Source organism: Brevibacterium sp. W7.2, from assembly GCF_018137945.1.
Lineage (GTDB): Bacteria > Actinomycetota > Actinomycetes > Actinomycetales > Brevibacteriaceae > Brevibacterium > Brevibacterium sanguinis.
In genome coordinates this window covers 2,231,101-2,248,240 of record NZ_CP073089.1, presented here as the reverse complement: position 1 = coordinate 2,248,240, position 17,140 = coordinate 2,231,101, and the positions used below count along the sequence as shown (strand labels likewise).

General features: G+C 69.0%; 13 protein-coding genes and 1 tRNA gene. 6 read left to right on the top strand and 8 right to left on the bottom strand.

Going from position 1 to position 17,140, the window contains the following annotated elements; all coding sequences use genetic code 11:
- Window positions 1-48 precede the first annotated feature (48 nt).
- Window positions 49-1,263: an aminoglycoside phosphotransferase gene (locus J9315_RS10125; RefSeq protein ID WP_249120879.1), complete on the bottom strand. Its 1,215-nt coding sequence runs from the start codon at window positions 1,261-1,263 to the stop codon at window positions 49-51.
- 93 nt (window positions 1,264-1,356) lie between these two features.
- On the opposite strand from J9315_RS10125, the gene nudC reads away from it, so the two are divergent.
- Window positions 1,357-2,334: an NAD(+) diphosphatase gene (nudC, locus tag J9315_RS10120; protein ID WP_211977789.1), complete on the top strand. Its 978-nt coding sequence runs from the start codon at window positions 1,357-1,359 to the stop codon at window positions 2,332-2,334.
- Entirely contained in the window at window positions 2,331-4,370 is a 2,040-nt protein-coding gene (locus tag J9315_RS10115) for an ATP-dependent DNA helicase UvrD2 (protein ID WP_211977788.1), read from the top strand. The genes nudC and J9315_RS10115 overlap by 4 nt, the downstream gene beginning before the upstream one ends.
- Here the strand turns inward: J9315_RS10115 and J9315_RS10110 are convergent.
- Window positions 4,347-5,249: a hypothetical protein gene (locus J9315_RS10110; RefSeq protein WP_249120878.1), complete on the bottom strand. Its 903-nt coding sequence runs from the start codon at window positions 5,247-5,249 to the stop codon at window positions 4,347-4,349. The two genes, J9315_RS10115 and J9315_RS10110, sit on opposite strands and share 24 nt — an antisense overlap.
- A gap of 501 nt (window positions 5,250-5,750) precedes the next feature.
- Here J9315_RS10110 and J9315_RS10105 point away from each other — a divergent pair.
- A complete protein-coding gene (locus J9315_RS10105) occupies window positions 5,751-6,302 on the top strand; it encodes a M48 family metallopeptidase (RefSeq protein WP_211977787.1) in 552 nt (183 codons plus the stop codon).
- A 4-nt stretch (window positions 6,303-6,306) separates the two neighbouring features.
- Here J9315_RS10105 and J9315_RS10100 read toward each other — a convergent pair whose 3' ends face one another.
- Window positions 6,307-6,867, bottom strand: a complete 561-nt coding sequence (locus J9315_RS10100; RefSeq protein ID WP_211977786.1) for an NUDIX domain-containing protein — start codon at window positions 6,865-6,867, stop codon at window positions 6,307-6,309.
- On the bottom strand, window positions 6,868-8,439 hold the full coding sequence (locus J9315_RS10095; protein WP_211977785.1) for a zinc-dependent metalloprotease: 1,572 nt from the start codon (window positions 8,437-8,439) through the stop codon (window positions 6,868-6,870).
- Between the two features lie 297 nt (window positions 8,440-8,736).
- Here J9315_RS10095 and J9315_RS10090 point away from each other — a divergent pair, with 297 nt between their 5' ends.
- Window positions 8,737-9,777, top strand: a complete 1,041-nt coding sequence (locus J9315_RS10090; protein WP_249120877.1) for a S16 family serine protease — start codon at window positions 8,737-8,739, stop codon at window positions 9,775-9,777.
- A 29-nt stretch (window positions 9,778-9,806) separates the two neighbouring features.
- Window positions 9,807-12,770, top strand: coding sequence for a UPF0182 family protein (locus J9315_RS10085; RefSeq protein ID WP_249121080.1), 2,964 nt, complete (start codon window positions 9,807-9,809; stop codon window positions 12,768-12,770).
- Window positions 12,771-12,929: 159 nt separating this feature from the next.
- On the opposite strand, the gene J9315_RS10080 is transcribed toward J9315_RS10085, so the two are convergent.
- Both J9315_RS10080 and J9315_RS10075 read right to left on the bottom strand, forming a co-directional pair.
- A complete protein-coding gene (locus J9315_RS10080) occupies window positions 12,930-13,955 on the bottom strand; it encodes an iron-siderophore ABC transporter substrate-binding protein (RefSeq protein ID WP_249120876.1) in 1,026 nt (341 codons plus the stop codon).
- Window positions 13,956-14,041: 86 nt separating this feature from the next.
- Window positions 14,042-14,118 (bottom strand) — tRNA-Met (locus J9315_RS10075).
- A gap of 216 nt (window positions 14,119-14,334) precedes the next feature.
- Here J9315_RS10075 and J9315_RS10070 point away from each other — a divergent pair.
- Window positions 14,335-14,883: a YceI family protein gene (locus J9315_RS10070; RefSeq protein WP_211977782.1), complete on the top strand. Its 549-nt coding sequence runs from the start codon at window positions 14,335-14,337 to the stop codon at window positions 14,881-14,883.
- 181 nt (window positions 14,884-15,064) lie between these two features.
- Here the strand turns inward: J9315_RS10070 and J9315_RS10065 are convergent, their stop codons facing one another.
- Together J9315_RS10065 and hisN are read right to left on the bottom strand one after the other, a co-directional pair.
- Window positions 15,065-16,345 carry an aminotransferase class I/II-fold pyridoxal phosphate-dependent enzyme gene (locus J9315_RS10065; protein WP_211977781.1) on the bottom strand — a complete coding sequence of 427 codons (1,281 nt, stop codon included), beginning with the start codon at window positions 16,343-16,345 and terminating at the stop codon, window positions 15,065-15,067.
- A gap of 1 nt (window position 16,346) precedes the next feature.
- A complete protein-coding gene (hisN, locus tag J9315_RS10060; protein ID WP_211977780.1) occupies window positions 16,347-17,135 on the bottom strand; it encodes a histidinol-phosphatase in 789 nt (262 codons plus the stop codon).
- Window positions 17,136-17,140 lie beyond the last annotated feature (5 nt).

Below are 17,140 nucleotides of genomic sequence, written 5' to 3'. Positions count from 1 at the left end.
GACACCACTCGAAATGGGAGCATCGGAGAGCGCCCGAGTGCGCGCGAGTCAGCTCCGCTCGGTGCTGCCTGACCGCTCAGTGCTGCGCGCCTGCGCGGAGTCCCCGGGCCGCTCAGCCGTCGGGGACGCCGTCGCCTCGTCAGCGTCGTCCGCTGACTCGGACTGGGCCGTTGACTCCGCCGCGGGCGTCGACTCCACCGCGGACGTCGACGGACGCCGGCTGCCCGTCGCGTGAGGCTCATCGGCGGTCGACCCGCCCGGACCGGAGGCCGATGACGGCCCGGCGTGCGACCCCTCGGCCACATCGTCCGACGACACCGGCGCCGTCGGCACATCGGAGCCGTCAGGGTGCAGAAGCACCTGATCGAAGGACGTGAGGAGGTCGGCGGCGTCCTGGATCGCCTCCTCGTCGCCGGAGTCGACCGCTTCGAGGAGCCAGTCGAGGACGGCGAACTCGGCGAGGAGTTCGGCCCGGGTGACGATGTGGTCGTCCGCGCGGGGCCGTGAGCTGCGGTACTCGGTGAAGAACGTCGGCACCGCGGCCGGATCGATGAGCGCGGAGGCTGCGGCGAGATCGATCGCCGGATCCGAGACCCGGATCCGTCCGATCTCCGAGAGGGCGAGCACCCGTTCCTCATCGGTGTAGACGCTCGACTCGTCGATGGCGCCGTGGATGGGCGTGGCGAGGAAGTGCCAGAGCGCGACCTTCTCGAACTCCTCCTCCCAATGCTGGAGGAGAGTCGACGGCACCCGTCCGGTGGCCGCGGCCTGATCGAGGCGGTCGAGGATCTGGAACTGGAAGCGGGAGGGCTCCTCGACGGGGAACCCGGCGTCGGAGATCGGCTCCGGGGCGGCCGAGTGGAGCGTCGCCAGCGTCTGCGCCAGCGAGCTCGCCCGCGCGACATCGGCGATCGGCTCGTCACCGACCGGGGCACCGGGAAGCGGATCGGCGAGGGTGACGGTGACCGCCTTCTCGGTCGCGAAGAGCTTCGGTTCGACCTCGGTGATCGCCCGCAGATGCGGCCACGTGAAATCGGCGTGCGGATAGGCGAGATCGTAGATCCGGGCCGCCTCGGCGATCGACCCCGTGTCAGCGGACCGGTCGACGCGGGTGTGCGCCGTCGCCACGTACTCGGTCTGGCCGTCGCCGATGAGAATCCTCACTCCCGCATCGAGGGAGGGCAGCGGTGTCCATGTCGTCGGGGAGAAGTCGTCGAGCATCGTCGCCGCGACCGCTGCCAACTTGAGCGCCTTCGTATCCACCCTTCCCAATCTACCGTCTGCGCCCCGCCCAGGCCGGGGATTGGACCCCTACGCGTGTCCGCCGCGTCAGACCCCTGAGCTATCGTGGAATCCATGGAACCGCTGCCCATGATCACGCCCGTCAGCCTGGCCAGGAACGGCATCGACCGCGATCATCTCACCCGCGGGGCAGACGGCGATCTCACCGAGGTGTGGGCCGGCGGACCGGCCGCGGTGTTCGAGCATCGCGGGTCCCTGCTCGTGGCCGGCGGCGGCCTCTTCCGCGCCGCCCGCGACCTCGTGCCGCATGGTCAGACGGAGATCTACCTCGGCCGGGATGCCGCGGACCAGCGCTACATCGGCATCGGGCTCACCGACGAGGGGCGCAGCGTCCTCGACACCGCCCTGGCCACGGCCCGCGATCGCGACGCCACCGACCTCCTCACCGCCCCCGGTTCCGGCATCGACAGCACCGAACCCGTGTGGCTGCCGCTGCGCGAACTCGCCGACGCCCTCGACGACGTCGACGTGTCCCTGGCCTGCGAACTCGTCGCGCTGAGCAACTGGCACCGCGCGCACACCCATTCCCCGCGCACCGGCACCCCCACCGAGGTGGTCCACGGCGGATGGGTCCGCCGCGATCCGGAGACCGGCAGCGAGCACTTCCCCCGCACCGACCCCGCGATCATCGTCGTCATCGTCCACACCGACCCAGACGGCGTCGAACGGGTCCTCCTCGGCAACAACGCCGCATGGCCCGCCGACCGCTACTCGCTGCTCGCCGGCTTCGTCGAACCCGGAGAGACGCTCGAGAACGCAGTGATCCGCGAGGTCTGGGAGGAGGCGCACGTCACCGTCGTCAATCCCCGCTACCTCGGCTCGCAGCCGTGGCCGTTCCCCTGCTCCCTCATGCTCGGCTTCTCCGCCGAGGCGGAGTCGCTGGACGTCACCGCCGACGAAGCCGAGATCACCTCGCTCAAGTGGTTCACGCGGGAGGAGCTGAAAGCGGACATCGCCGCCGGACGCGTGGGCACCCCCGGCACCGTCTCGATCGCCGGCCAGCTGCTGTGGTCGTGGCTGGAGAGTCGGTGAACGCTCGCGCCGCCGACCTCCTCGCCGCCCTCGACGACGAGCAGCGGGCCGTCGCCACCCATTTCTCCTCCCCGGTCATCGTGCTCGCCGGCGCCGGCACCGGCAAGACCCGGGCGATGACCCACCGGATCGCCTACGGGATCGCCACCGGGGTGTTCCCCGCCAATCACGTCCTCGCCCTCACCTTCACCGCGAAGGCCGCTGGGGAGATGCGCGCCCGTCTGCGCTCCCTCGGCGTACCGGCCGTCCAGGCCCGCACCTTCCACTCCGCGGCTCTGCGCCAGCTGCGGTTCTTCTGGGACCGCTTCGCCACCGGCGACTTCCCCCGGATCATCGAGAACAAGGCGGGAGTCCTCGGCTCGGTCATGCAGGAGCTCGGCCACGAGGTCAGCCGGGAACTCGCCCGCGACGTCGCCGCGGAGATCGAGTTCGCCGCCGCCTCCCTCCTCGGCGTCGCCGACTATGCGACGAAAGCCCAGGCCAGGGACCTGCCCGGTGATCTCAGCGTCGAGGACATGGTCCGCATCGCCGAAGCCTACTCGGAGGCGAAGACCCGCGGTCGCCTCCTCGACTTCGACGACGTCCTCCTCGTCCTCACCGGCGTCCTCGCGGAGTATCCGGCGATCGCCGCCGAAGTCCGCGAGCAGTACCGGCACTTCGTCGTCGACGAGTTCCAGGACGTCTCCCCGCTCCAGTTCGATCTGCTCTCCCGGTGGCTGGGGCCGCGCGACAACCTCTGCGTCGTCGGCGATCCCGCGCAGACGATCTACTCCTTCGCCGGGGCCGACGCGTCCCTGCTCGAGGCCCTGCCGTCGCAGCTGGCGGCACCGGAGACGATCCGGCTCGTGCGCAACTACCGGTCGACGAAGGCGATCGTCGCGACCGCGAACAGCCTGCTCCGCCACACCTCGCGCACCGCCCTGACCCTGCGGACGGACAACGCCGAGGGCACGCAGCCGCGGATGACCGAATATCCCACCGACGACGCCGAATCGCTCGGTGTCGCACGGGCGATCGCCGCCGAGGTGACGGCCGGTCGCCGTCCCCGTGACATCGCCGTCCTCTTCCGCACGAACGGGCAGAGCCCGGCGTATGAGCAGGCGCTGACGGCGGCCGGGATCCCCTACGTCCTGCGCGGCGGGGAGCGCTTCTTCGCCCGCAAGGAGGTCAAGGAGTCGATCCTCATGCTACGGGCCGCGCGCGCCGCCGCGGGAGCGCGACCGCTGCCGGAGATCGTCGCCGAGGTGCTCGTCTCCGCCGGTTACACGCGGACCCCGCCGCCGGCCGGGGCCAGCCGCCAGCGCTGGGAGTCGCTCAAGGCGATCGTCGACCTCGCCGAGACCCATCAGGCCGGCAGCGCGCTGCCGGTGCCGCTCGAGGACTTCCTCGCCGACCTCGCCGATCGTGCCGAACACCAGTTCGCACCCGACATCGAGGGGGTCACGCTCGCCTCGTTCCACGCGGCCAAGGGCCTCGAATGGGACAGCGTCCACCTCGTGGGCCTGAGCGAAGGGCTCATGCCCATCAGCTATGCGCAGACCCCGCGGGCGATCGCCGAGGAGCGCCGTCTCTTCTACGTCGCGCTCACCCGTGCCGGTCGCGACCTGTCGCTGAGCTGGTCGCTGGCGCGGCACGAGTCGAAGCAGAAGCCGCGGCAGGCCTCCCGCTTCCTCGGTGAGCTCGGCCGGCTCGAGGAGGCGCCGGGTCAGGCGCGGCGACCGGCGACCACGGTGCGGACGAACCGGTGCCGGACGTGCGGGAAGGTCCTCGTCTCCCAGGTGGAACGGGCTCTGGGGCGCTGCGCGCACTGTCCCGCCGACGTCGATCTCGAGCTGCTCGATGCCCTGCGCCGCTGGCGGGCGCGCGTCGGACTCGAACAGGGGCTGCCGCCGTATCTCGTGCTCACCGATGCCTCGCTCTCGGCGATCGCCGAACTCCACCCGCGGGACCTCCCCGGACTGGCGCGGATGCCCGGCGTCGGGGCCACGAAGCTCGAACGCTACGGTGAGAGCCTACTGCGCCTCCTCGTCGATTAGGGTCAGCCCGGGTGCGGGGACGCGGCAGTGGCACTGCGGGTGGTAGGAGAGCGCGTCGTCGTCGACGGCGCCGGAGCGCAGATCCACCCGGCGGCGCACCGGCTCCGCCTCGGTGAGGAGGGCGGCCCGGAGCACGAGGACGAGGTGAGCGGCACCGAGCGCGGGAGCGAGCGGATCGGCGAGGTCATCGCGGTCGGTGAGCGCGCGGATGCGCGGGTACTGGTCGAACCACCCCTCATCGGCGTCACGGAGGAGCAGGCACGCACAGACGGTGCACGGGGTCGCGCCGGGACGGACGAGCCCGGTGATCTCGACGGAGAACTCACCGGCCACGACCTGACAGTGGTCGACCTCCCGATCGACGAGCCACGTCGCAGTGTGGAGATCGGGAACGAGATGCGACGTCGTCACGACGATCGGATCGGCAGTGAGATCGAGCTCGTCGATGCGGGTTGCGGGAGTGACGGCGAATCCCGCTCGCGACAGCTGCTGGACGACCGCGACGCGCAGCGGGCCGAACACGCCGAGCGGTCGGGCCGCCAGCGCCGCGGCGGCCTGATCGGGGGAGCGGCCGAAGAGGCGAGCGGTGGCGAGGAGATTCGTCCCGCGCCGCACGGCAGCGGCGTCGGAGTCCTCGGGAATGAGCACCCCCGCCTCGTCGAGCAGGGTGAGCAGTGACGTCGCCCGGGCGAGGTCGACGCCGAGGTCCTGGGCCCGGGTGTGGAACTGGCCCGATCCCAGACCCATCCGCAGGTCGTCGATGAGGGAGGCATCGGCGGGGAGGAGGCCGTCGATGAGCACCGGGTCCTCGACACCGAACTGCAGGCACGCGGCGCTCCGCCATGTGATCGGAACACTGGGACAGATCCGCAGCATCATCCACCTCGCCTCCGTGTCGGGAGACCCAGACTAGTGAATGGAGGCAGGCCGCGCCACGGTGTGCGCAGATCTGTGGAAAACCTTGTGGAAAAACGGTTGAGGACAGGCCGAAAACGCTGTCCGACTTGCCCTCAACCGCATAGTGCCCCAGGCGCTCGCGGTGACTCGTGCGGCTTCCCCTTCCGCACGCATCTCCGGGTTTTCCGGGGTCAAACATAGAACCTATTCCCCATTCGCGGCCCCGTCAATGGCGCTCCGCGCCGCGCTTCGGCCCCATCCTGTGGATAACGTGTGGACAGGTGTCGCTCGTCTGTGGAGGAGGCGCGGATCCGGCGTCGCGGCCGATGTGCCGAGGAGGCGATGAATGCGTAGGTCACTTGAGATTCGAGTGATGATCCGGCGGCGTCGGCGTCTGTGGACGAACGCCGACCGGTCCCGAAAAGCGATACTCAGGAAACTCACAAGTAATCTCGTGTCCGTGGTGTTTCCTATCATGGTGGGATGACTGAGCGGGAGCGGTGGACGGAAGACGGCGTGCTGCGGGCGATCGCCCGGGGAGAGATCGTGGTGCGCCGCTCGGCGCGACGGAAGAAGACGATTGCGGTGTCGAAGGAGATCGACACGTACGTGCTCAGCGCGCCGACGCGCTACAGCGTCGAGTCGAACATCGCCTCCCTCACCGACCTCTTCAATCGGCTGGCGGCGAAGGACCATTCCTCGGCCGCCGACCTCGCGGAGATCGCCGAGGAGCTCAGCTGCCGGTACTTCGGCGGGCGACTGCGTCCTGCCTCGATCAGGTGGGTGACGAACCAGAACCTCAGCCGGTGGGCCTCGACGACGACGTCATCGGGGGACATCCGGATCTCCCACCGCCTGCAGTCCGTGCCGCGCTGGGTCCTCGAGACCGTCATCGTCCACGAGCTCGCCCACCTGCAGATCGGGCCGCACTCGAAGGAGTTCCATGCTCTCGCCGACCGGCATCCGCGGCAGGCGGAGGCGAAGCTCTACCTCGACGGCTTCAGCGCAGGGGAGCGGTTCAGCCGCGGCCGGTGATCACTCAGCGGCCGTCTGCGGCGTGCGCCGCGACGGTCGCGCGGTAGAGCTGCGGCAGCCGGGTGACGAGGTCGGGCATGAGGGCGGCGGGCAGCTCGGCGATGGGGAACCACGCGACGTCGAGTGACTCAGCGGAGACGGCCGGGTTCTGCCCGGCCGAGGCGACCGCGCCGTAGACGACGTCGAAGTGCCGCCGGCACGTGCCGAAATCACCGGCGAGATCGTGGACGTGGAGCTCGAGCGGGACAGGGGAGACCCACTTGAACCGCTCGAGGCCGCTCTCCTCGATCGCCTCCCGCCGGGCGGCGTCGCGCAGGCTGACATCGCCGGATTCGAGATGGCCGCCGAACTGCATCCAGGCGCCGGCCCGGCGGTGATGGTTGAGCAGGACCGCCTCGGTGTCGGGGTCGACGACGAGGCAGCTCGCGGTGACGTGCTCGCTCGTGCCCGCGCGCACGAGCGCCGAGGCGCCGCGGGACTCGAAGAGCCCGGCGAACGCCTCGGCGAATCCACTCGTGTGCGCGGTGCGCGCGACCTCGTCACGCGCCGTGGAGAGCGCGATCATTCACTTCTCGTCGCGGTCGGTGTCGTTAGTCCCGTTGGGCCCGGGGCCGTCGGAGTCCGCGTCGGATCCCTCCTCGGCCTCGGAGGACGCTTCCCGCTTCGACGCGGACGTGTCATCCGTCTCCTCGTCACTCGACGTCGGGTCCGCCGAGGCGGCGGAGCCGGCTGCCGAGGAGTCGGTGCCGGCTTCCTCCTGCGAGTCGGAGTTCGTGCCTGCCTCACCGGCCGACGACGGGGTCGCACCGTCGGTGCCTTCGGCGAGGATGCGACTGAGCGCCTCGTCGAGCGTCGAGTCGCCCGCCCATTCGGCCTGACGGCGTTCGCTGTAGCCGAGCGGATCGTCGAGGTCCTCGGTCGTCGGCAGCAGGTCGGGGTGGGTGAAGACGTTGTCGCGCGCCTCGGCGCCGCCCTGCGATTCGAGGTAGGCGAAGAGAGCGGCGGCATCGCGGAGCCGACGCGGATTGAGCTGAAGGCCCACGAGCGTCGAGAAGGTCTTCTCCGCCGGTCCGGCCGTCGCCCGTCGCCTCCGCAGCGCTTCGCGGATCTGCTCGCGGGCCGGCAGCTTGTCGCTCGCGGCGAAGACGACGACGTCGACCCAGCCGGCGATGACGGCGAGGAGGTTCTCCAGCGTCGTCAGCGCCCGCTTCTGCTCATCGGTCGTCGGCGGGTTGAAGAGTCCCTGGCGGATGTTGTCGCTGAGATCCGAGATGTTCGAGGGATCGATCGACGAGGCCATCTCCTCGATCTGCGAGGTGTCGACCTTGAGCCCCTGCGCGTACCTCGTCAGCGCGGTCTCCACCTGGGCGGCGAGCCACGGGGCGCGTTCGAAGAGGGCGAGATGGGCGAGCTCCTGGGCGGCGAGGTAGATGCGGACCTGGGAGATGTCGACGTCGATCTCCTCGGCGAAGGCGGCGATGTTCGCCTCGACGAGCACGGCCTGATCGTGGGGGAGGAGGGGCAGGCCCACCTCGGTGCCGGTGAGCACGCTCTCCGACAGGGCGCCGACGGCCTGGCCGATCTGCATCGCGAACATCGAATCGCTCATCGTCGAGAACATCGACGAGGCACCGGCGAGGATGCTCTTCATCTCCTCGGGCACCTGCGTCTGCAGGGTGTCGGTGAGCGCCGTCGACATGTTCTCCTTGATCGGGAGGACGAACTTCTGCCATCCGGGCATCGTCCGCTTGACCCAGTCGGCGCGGGTCAGGGTCGCAGTCGCGCGGTTGGCCACGGACAGGTCGGTCGCCTCGGCGAGCCAGAGTTCGGAGAGGCGGAACGCATCCGTCGCGGCATGCGCGGCGTCATCGCTGACCGCGGGATCCGGCGAGGGCACGCTGCGCAGCGCGATCTGCGTCGCCTGCGCGCTCGGGTCGGCTCCCTGGCCGAAGAGACCCTGCATCTGGCTCATGATCGTCGCCATCATCGCCGGGTCGATGTTGAAACCCTGCGGACCGGAGGCGCCCTGGCCGGGACCGCCCGGATTGCCGGGACCGCCCTGACCGAAGAGCATTCCGAAGATCTGCTCGAACGGGTTCTGCTCGTTGCTGTTGTCGTTGGACTTGTCGTCGCTCATGGTCTCACGCGCCTTCGAGAATCGTAGTCATCACCACGTTAACCTCGGGACATGTGCGAAGCTTCCCAATCGCGCGAAGTTTCGCTCCATGTTCGCACCCGGCGAAAGGGGTGCGTGTTCGCACCGGGCGTAAGGAGTCTGAGAAGTCGCGCGTCACCTTTCAACTAGACTGGTGACGCGGTGCACCGAAAGGAATCCATGTCAGAGAATGCCCCCCGAGCGGTGCCTGTCCAGGCACCCGCCCCACGGAGCCGATCCCGTCGACGCTCGCCCCGTTTCGCCACCTCGGCGGGGGTCATGACCTACCTGCTCATCGCGCTGGCCGTGCTCATCCCGATTCCCTACATGCTGCAGCTGCCCGGGCCGGTGTTCAACACCCTCGGCGACTACCAGGGCAAGCCCATGATCAGCGTCTCCGGTGCCCAGACCTACCCGACGAGCGGTGAGATCGACATGCTCACAGTGGCCGTCAGCGGCGGTCCCGGTCGCGACACGTACGCGACCCAGGCCCTCGGCGCGCTCATCGACGGTGAGGAGACGGTCGTGCCCACCGAGGCGTACTACCCGCTCGACACGACGCGCGAACAGGTCACCGAGGCGAACACGGTGGAGATGACATCGAGCCAGGACGTCGCCGTCGCCGCGGCCATGGGCGAACTCGACATGCCCTACACCGTCGACCTCCTCGTCGACGACGTCACGCCCGGATCCCCGGCCGAGGGCAAGCTGAACAAGGGCGACCGCCTCGTCTCCGTCAACGGGACCTCGCTCGAGAACGACTCGGCGGCTCCTGCGACGATGAGCGCGACCGTGCAGGACTCCGACACCGTCGATCTCGTCGTCGAGCGCGACGGCTCCGAGGTCGATCTCAGCCTCGACCCGGCGACCATCGACGGCCGCAATGCCATCGGCATCATGATGCGGCAGCAGTTCGACTTCCCGGTCGACGTGTCCTTCAACGTCGAGGGGATCGGCGGGCCCTCGGCCGGGACGATGTTCGCCCTGGCGATCGTCGACGAGCTCACCCCCGGCTCGATGACCGGCGGCAAGCACGTCGCCGGCACCGGCGAGATCGATCCCGCCGGCACCGTCGGCCCCATCGGCGGGGCCCGGCAGAAGGTCGCCGCCGCCACCGCGAAGGGCGCCACGCTCTTCCTCTCACCCGCCGAGAACTGCGCCGAGGTGATCGGGGCCGCCGACCAGTCGCAGATCACCGTCGCCCGCATCGACACCCTCGACGACGCCCGCTCCGCCGTCGAAAGCTATGCCACCGGAGACACGTCCCAACTGAAGTCGTGCACGTCCGGTGACACCACCAACGAGAAAGGTCAGCAGTGAGCACCACGTCCTCACCCTCCTCCGCGAAGATGCCCGGATCAGGATCACGGCGGTCGCCACTGCTGCTGACACTGGTGTCGGTGGCGATCCTCCTCGTCGCCTTCATCGCGTTCACCCAGGTCTACACCGAGGTCCTGTGGTTCGGTCAGCTCGGCGCCTCCGAGGTCTTCCGCACGATGTGGTTCACCCGCGGCATCACGTTCGCCGCCGGCTTCCTCGTCATGGCCGTGCCGGTGTGGCTGAGCCTCCACCTGGCCTACCGCAACCGTCCCGTCTACGCCCCCACGACACCGCGGCAGGAGAACCTCGACCGCTACCGTGAGGCCATCGAGCCCCTGCGTCGGGTCGCGACCCTGGCGATCCCCGCCGTCGTCGGCATCCTCGCCGGCATCACCGCCTCGGCGCAGTGGAACGTCGTCCTCGAATGGATGAACTCGTCGTCCTTCGGGGAGACCGATCCGCAGTTCGGCATCGACAAGTCCTTCTATGTCTTCGTGCTGCCCGGCCTGCGCCTCGTCGGCGATCAGCTCGGCATGGCGCTCGTCCTCTCGCTCATCGCCGCTCTCGTCGCCCACTACCTCTTCGGCGGCATCCGGCCCGGCGAGCAGCGCGGGGTCATCCTGACGAAGACCGCGCAGTGGCAGATCGGCATCACCGTGGCCGTGCTCGTCCTCGTCCAGGCGGGACGTCTGTGGCTGAGCCGCTACGACCGGCTCACCGGGTCCGGTGGCATCGTGCCCGGCGCGACCTACGTCGACGACAGGGCGGCGCTGCCGGCGATGGCGATCGTCGCGATCGCGGCCGTGCTCGTCGCGCTCCTCTTCGTCTACACCGCGTGGAAGGGCAACTGGCGGATCTCGATCATCGCCACCCTCACCCTCCTCGTCCTCGGCGGCGTGTCGATCATCGCCTACCCGGCGCTCCTGCAGCAGTTCCAGGTCAACCCCTCGCAGCAGAGCCTCGAGTCCGAGTACATCCAGCGCAACATCGACGCCACCCGTGAGGCCTTCGACTTCAACGACATCGAGGTGACGCCGTACGAGCCGAGCACGAGCGGCGAGGCGGGCGCCCTGCGCGCCGATGCCGAGACCGCGGCCTCGATCCGTCTGCTCGATCCCAACCTCGTCTCCGACACCTTCCGCCAGCTGCAGCAGGTCCGGCCCTACTACTCGTTCCCCGCGCAGCTCGACGTCGACCGCTACAACATCGACGGGCAGATGCGCGACACCGTCATCGCGGTGCGCGAACTCAGCCCGAGTTCGGTGAACAACCAGAGCTGGTACAACCGGGCGATCGTCTACACGCACGGCTTCGGTGTCGTCGCCGCCAACGGCAACCAGCGCAACCCCGACGGCGAACCGACCTTCATGGAGTCCGACATTCCGCCGCGCGGTGACTTCCCCGAGTACGAGCCGCGGGTGTACTTCGGTGAGAGCTCCCCGGAGTACTCGATCGTCGGCGGTCCGGAGGGATCGACCCCGCGCGAGCTCGACTACCCGTCCGATGAGGACAGCGGCTCCGGTCAGGTCAACAACACCTTCCAAGGCGACGGCGGCCCGTCGGTCGGCAGCATCTTCAACCGCCTCGCCTACGCCCTGAAGTACCAGGACGAGCAGATCCTCCTCTCCGACGCGGTCAACGCCGATTCGCAGATCCTCTACGAACGCCACCCGCGCTCGCGTGTGGAGAAGCTCGCCCCGTTCCTCAAGATCGACGGCGACCCCTACCCGGCGGTCGTCGACGGGAAGATCAAGTGGATCCTCGACGGCTACACGACGGCGAAGGACTACCCGTACTCGACCCCGCAGCCCCTCCAGGAGGCGACCGAGGACTCGACGACCGCCTCGGCGCCGGGAACCGTGGCCACTCTGCCGGACGAAGAGGTCAACTACATCCGGAACTCCGTGAAGATCACCGTCGACGCCTACGACGGTTCGGTCGACATGTACCAGTGGGATGAGAACGATCCCGTGCTCAAGACGTGGATGAAGATCTTCCCGGGCCTCATCAAGCCGGCCTCGGACATGTCCGGTGACCTCATGAGCCATGTGCGGTACCCGGAGGACCTCTTCAAGGTCCAGCGCGAGCTGCTCACCCGCTACCACGTGACCTCCGCGAGCGAGTTCTACACCGGCCAGGACTTCTGGGCCCTGCCGACCGATCCGACGCGCCGGGCCAACAGCGGACTGACCCAGCCGCCGTTCTACATGACTCTGCAGATGCCGGGTCAGGAATCCCCGTCGTTCTCGCTCACCAGCTCCTACATCCCCGCGCAGTCCTCGGAGGGCCAGTCGCGGAACAACCTCACGGGCTTCCTGTCCGCGGATGCGGATGCGGGGTCGACGCCGGGTGACATCGCGGAGAGCTACGGCAAGCTCAGGCTCCTCCAGCTGCCGCGCAACACCACTGTGCCCGGTCCCGGCCAGGCGCAGAACAACTTCAACACCGCCCCTGATGTCCAGCGCAGCCTCAACCTGCTGCGGCAGGGCGAGTCGCAGGTCCAGAACGGCAACCTGCTCACGCTTCCGCTCGGCGGCGGTCTGCTCTACGTCCAGCCGGTCTACGTCCGGTCGGCCGGTGACACGTCCTACCCGCTGCTCCAGCACGTGCTCGTCGCCTTCGGTGAGAACATCGGGTTCGCCCCGACCCTCGACGAGGCGCTCGACCAGGTGTTCGGCGGTGACTCCGGCGCACAGGCCGGTGACGCCGGCACCGAGGGCGGAGGCGGGACCTCCGGCTCCTCGGGCGGCGACGGCGGCGGTGGCGGACAGCCCACCGACCAGGGCCTCAACGAAGCCCTGCAGGAGGCGCGCCAGGCCATGGAGGACTCCGACGCCGCACTCAAGGCCGGAGACTTCGAGGCCTACGGCGAAGCACAGGACCGCCTCAAGCAGGCGATCGACGATGCGATCGCCGCCGATCCCTCGCTCGCCGAGGACGGCGGGGCGACGGCACCGCCCGAATCGCCGGCACCCGATCAGGGAGGCAACTGACCCGACGCGGGAGTGAGCCCGCAGCTCGGCTGACACGACGGCCCCGGAAGGAGACATCCTTCCGGGGCCGTCGTCGTCGGGGGACTGGCTGCGGGGGACCAGCTGCGCGGACCGCTGCTGCGGGGAGCCGGTTGGGAGAACCGGCTGGGTCGGGGACCGCTACTGTGCGAGGTATCCGTCGAGGTCCTCGACGACCTGCTTGGCCCCGATCGGCCCGAGTCCGAGGAACCACACGTCGTCATCGACGCGGTAGGCTCTGCCGTCCCTGACCGCCGGCAGGTTCGTCCACTGGCTCGTCTGCAGCGCCTCGGTCTCCCCGGTGGCGCCGGGTTCGCCGTAGCTCGAGTAGAAGATGACGTCACCGTCGGCCTCGTCGAGCTTCTCGGGGGAGATCTCGACGGCGAGTTCATCGACGTTCTGGGTCTCGGGACGCGCGAGGCCGGCATCGGCGAGGATGACGCCGATGAGAGAGGCATTGCCGTAGAGGCGCAGCTTCCCGGGCATGAACCGGACGAGGGAGATCGTCGGATCGCCGGTCACGGAGTCGCCCAGGGCCTTGACCTCACGTCCGTACTCGTTGAGCTCGGCCGTCGCCTCCTCTTCGAGGCCGAGGGCGTCGCCGACGAGGAGGAAGTTCTCCTTCCAGGGGAACCCGGGGCGGATGGAGAAGACCGTCGGCGCAATCGCCTCGAGCTCGTCGTAGAGCTTCTCCGCACGCAGCTGGCTGCCGAGGATGAGGTCCGGTTCGAGCGAGGCGATCTTCTCGAGGTCGAGTTCGCTGATCGTTCCGACCGTCTCCACGCCCTGCGTCTCCTCGGCGAGGTAGGAGGGGACGGGCTGTGCGCCCTCGGTCGTCACCATGCCCACGGGGGTGATGCCGAGGGCGAGGACATCATCGAGTTCTCCGGTGTCGAGGACGACGACGCGTTCGGGCCGCTTCTCGATCTCCGTGGTCCCGAGCGCATGGTCGACGGTGCGCGGGAACTCGCCGGGCGCGGCGTCGCTGCCGAGTGCGGCGGTCTTCTCATCGGCGGTGCCGAACTCCTTGCCGCCCGCCGCGACGTCGGTGCTGCCGGCGGAGTCGCCCGCGGAATCGTCGGCCGCCGCGCAGCCGGAGGCGAGGAGGGTCAGAGTGAGCAGAGCGGCCGCAGCGGAGAGCGCGCGGGAATGCTTGGAAGTTTTCACCAGGTTAGTCTAACCTCACCTCGCTGGGGCGTGCGTGAATGAGAAGAACCCCCAGCCAGATGAACTGACTGGGGGTTCTGCCACTGTGGTGGCGGGGGGAGGATTTGAACCTCCGACCTCCGGGTTATGAGCCCGGCGAGCTACCGAACTGCTCCACCCCGCGGCGTGGTCTCAACATTACACGAGCGTAATTCCTGCGCAAAATTCTCGTCGCGTGACCTTTGCCACAAGGTAACCTTGGGTTCACTCGTCCGCCCGAGGGTGAGGGGAGGTCTGCGGGGTCGCTCACGCTGCGGCGCGCAGAGCTTGTATATAGTTGAAAACTGAACTATAGTCATCCGCGTACTTCAAATTTCAACCATAAGGAGAAGCAGAGATCATGACCGCACTTCCCAAGGGACTCACCGCCGGCACCTGGAACATCGATCCGAACCACTCCGAGTTCACCTTCACCGCCCGCCATGCCGGCGTGTCGAAGGTCCGCGGCAACTTCGAGGACATCTCCGGCACCGTTGAGGTCGGCGACTCCCTCGAGGACAGCTCGGTGACTGCCGAGGCCGTCGTCGAGTCGATCAACACCCGCAACGAGCAGCGCGACCAGCACCTGAAGACGAGCGACTTCTTCGCCGCCGACGAGCACCCGAAGCTCACCTTCAAGTCGACCGGAGTCAAGGCCGAATCGGGCGAGGACTTCGAGCTCGAAGGCGAACTGACGATGCGCGGCGTGACCAAGCAGGTCGCGTTCGACAGCGAGTTCCACGGTGTCGCAACCGACCCGATGGGCAACGAGGTGGCCGGTCTCACGGCGTCGGCGACCGTCGACCGCAAGGAGTTCGGCATGGAGTTCTCGGCCGTCCTCGGCGGCGGCGAGCTCCTCGTCTCCGACAAGATCAAGATCGTCCTCGACCTCGAGCTGACGAAGGCCTGATCGCTGCCTGCGACAGTGCCGACCGCATGACGAAGGCGGACCGCTGAGGCGGTCCGCCTTCGTCGCGTCCGGGACCGGTGAATGGACATCGAGGGCGGAGGCGCTGCGACCCTCCACCGGCGGACGGTCGCTGGACAAGGATGGCAGAACTGCCGGGCGGCCGGACGAGGGAACTTGCGCGTCAGCGGCGCAGCAGGTCCGGATCCGTCCGCAGTGCCGCGGCCAGCAGGGCGATGCGCCGGGCACCCTCGTCGACGTCGGTCGGGGACTTGCAGAACGAATACCGGATCGCACTGCGGTACGTCTGTGCGGCAGTCGATCCCGGCCGGCAGAGCGCCGGCACGGGGATGCCGACGACCCCGTGCTCCCGTGCGAGCAGATCATTGAGGGCGAACGCATCGAGCTCGGTGAGCGCGGCGAAGTCGACGACCGTGAAGTACCCGGCCGCCGGAGTCGACACGGCAGCGCCCGGCACGCTCGCACACGCGGGAACGAGCACCTCGGCGCGGGCCCGCAGCGATTCCCGATTCATCGCTGTGAACCCGCTGCCGGACTCGAGAACGCGAGCGAGGCCGATCTGCATCGGCCCGCCCCCGGTGAAGGTGAGGAACTGCTTGACCGCCTGGATCGCCTCCCGCACCGGCTGCTCGGCGATGACCCAGCCGAGCTTCCACCCGGTGATGTTCCAGCTCTTGCCCGCCGAGGAGACGGTGACGACACGGGAAGGATCGCTCACCGCGACGGCCGGGGGAACATGGTCGGCGGGGGCGAGGATGAGCTCCTCGTAGACCTCATCGGTGAGGATCCACGCGTCCGCGGCCGTCGCCGCGTCCCCGATGCGCGCGAGGTCGGCAGCGTCGAAGACGAAGCCGGTCGGGTTGTGGGGCGTGTTGACGATGATGAGGGACACCGGGGGAGCGGAGGTCATGACGCGGTCGAAATCCTCCCAATCCGGGTGGAATCCGCCGTTCCCATCAGGGAGGATGGGCACCGTCGAGAGCTCTGCGCCGGCCGCGGCGACGGCCGCAGGATATCCGTCGTAGAACGGCTCGAACGTCACGGCACGACCCCTGCGGGGGACGAGGGCGAGCACCGCCGCCGTCAGCCCCTCGGTGGCTCCGCAGGTGATGAGCACGTCAGCGGGGTCGACTGACTGGCCGAAGTCCCGGGCCCGCTGTGCGGCGACGGCCTCCCGCAGAACCGAGTGGCCCTGACCGGGGGCGTACTGGTTGAACCCCTCGTCCATCGCCGCGGTCGTGGCGGCGATGAGCTCCGGTGGAGCGTCGGTGCCCGGCGCGCCCTGACCGAGGTTGACCGCGCCGGTGGCCGCCGCCAGTGCCGTCATCTGGCCGTAGATCGTCTCGGCGATCGCGCCGTCGCTGCCGATGAGGCCGGCGGCTGCGGCCATCTCCCGCCACAGCGGCGCACGGTCGAGGTTCGGCCTCGTCCGATCCCGGTCCATGTCAGAATCCCTCCGGAGCCACGCGGCCGAGGGCGTCGAGGACGGTCTCGTGGAGGAGGCCGTTCGTTGCGACCGCATTGCCGCCGAACGGTCCCGTCACGCCCGTCGTGCTCGTGAAGGTGCCGCCGGCTTCGATGACGATCGGGACGAGCGCCCCCATGTCGTAGAGCGCGAGCTCGGGTTCGCACGCGATGTCGACCGCGCCCTCGGCGACGAGCATATAGGAGAGGAAGTCCCCGTATCCGCGGGTGCGCCACAGCCGGTCGGTCAGCGCGATGAATTCCTCGCGGACACCGAGGTCGCGCCAGCCGCCCAGCGACGCGAAGGAGAGAGACGCATCGGCGAGGTCCCCGACCTCGGAGACCGTGATGCGACGGGCCGGGCCCCCGATCGCCGAGGCGAAGGCCCCCGAGCCGGCGGCCGCCCACCACCGCCTGCCGAGCGCTGGAGCAGAGACGACGCCGACGAGCGGAGTCTCACCGTCGTAGAGGGAGATGAGGGTCGCCCACACGGGCACCCCGCGCACATAGTTCTTCGTGCCGTCGATGGGATCGATGATCCAGCGGCGCGAGGAGGTCCCGTGCGACCCGAACTCCTCACCGAGGACGCTGTCGTCGGGACGGGTCAGGCGCAGGCGGTCGACGATCGCCTCTTCGACGGCCCGATCGCATTCGGTGACGGGGGTGAGGTCCGGTTTCGTCTCGACCGTGAAGTCGGCGGCGACGAAGCGGGAGAGGCTCAGGGAGTCAGCGAGGTCGGCGAGGTCGAGTGCGAGGTCGAGGTCGTTCATCCCTC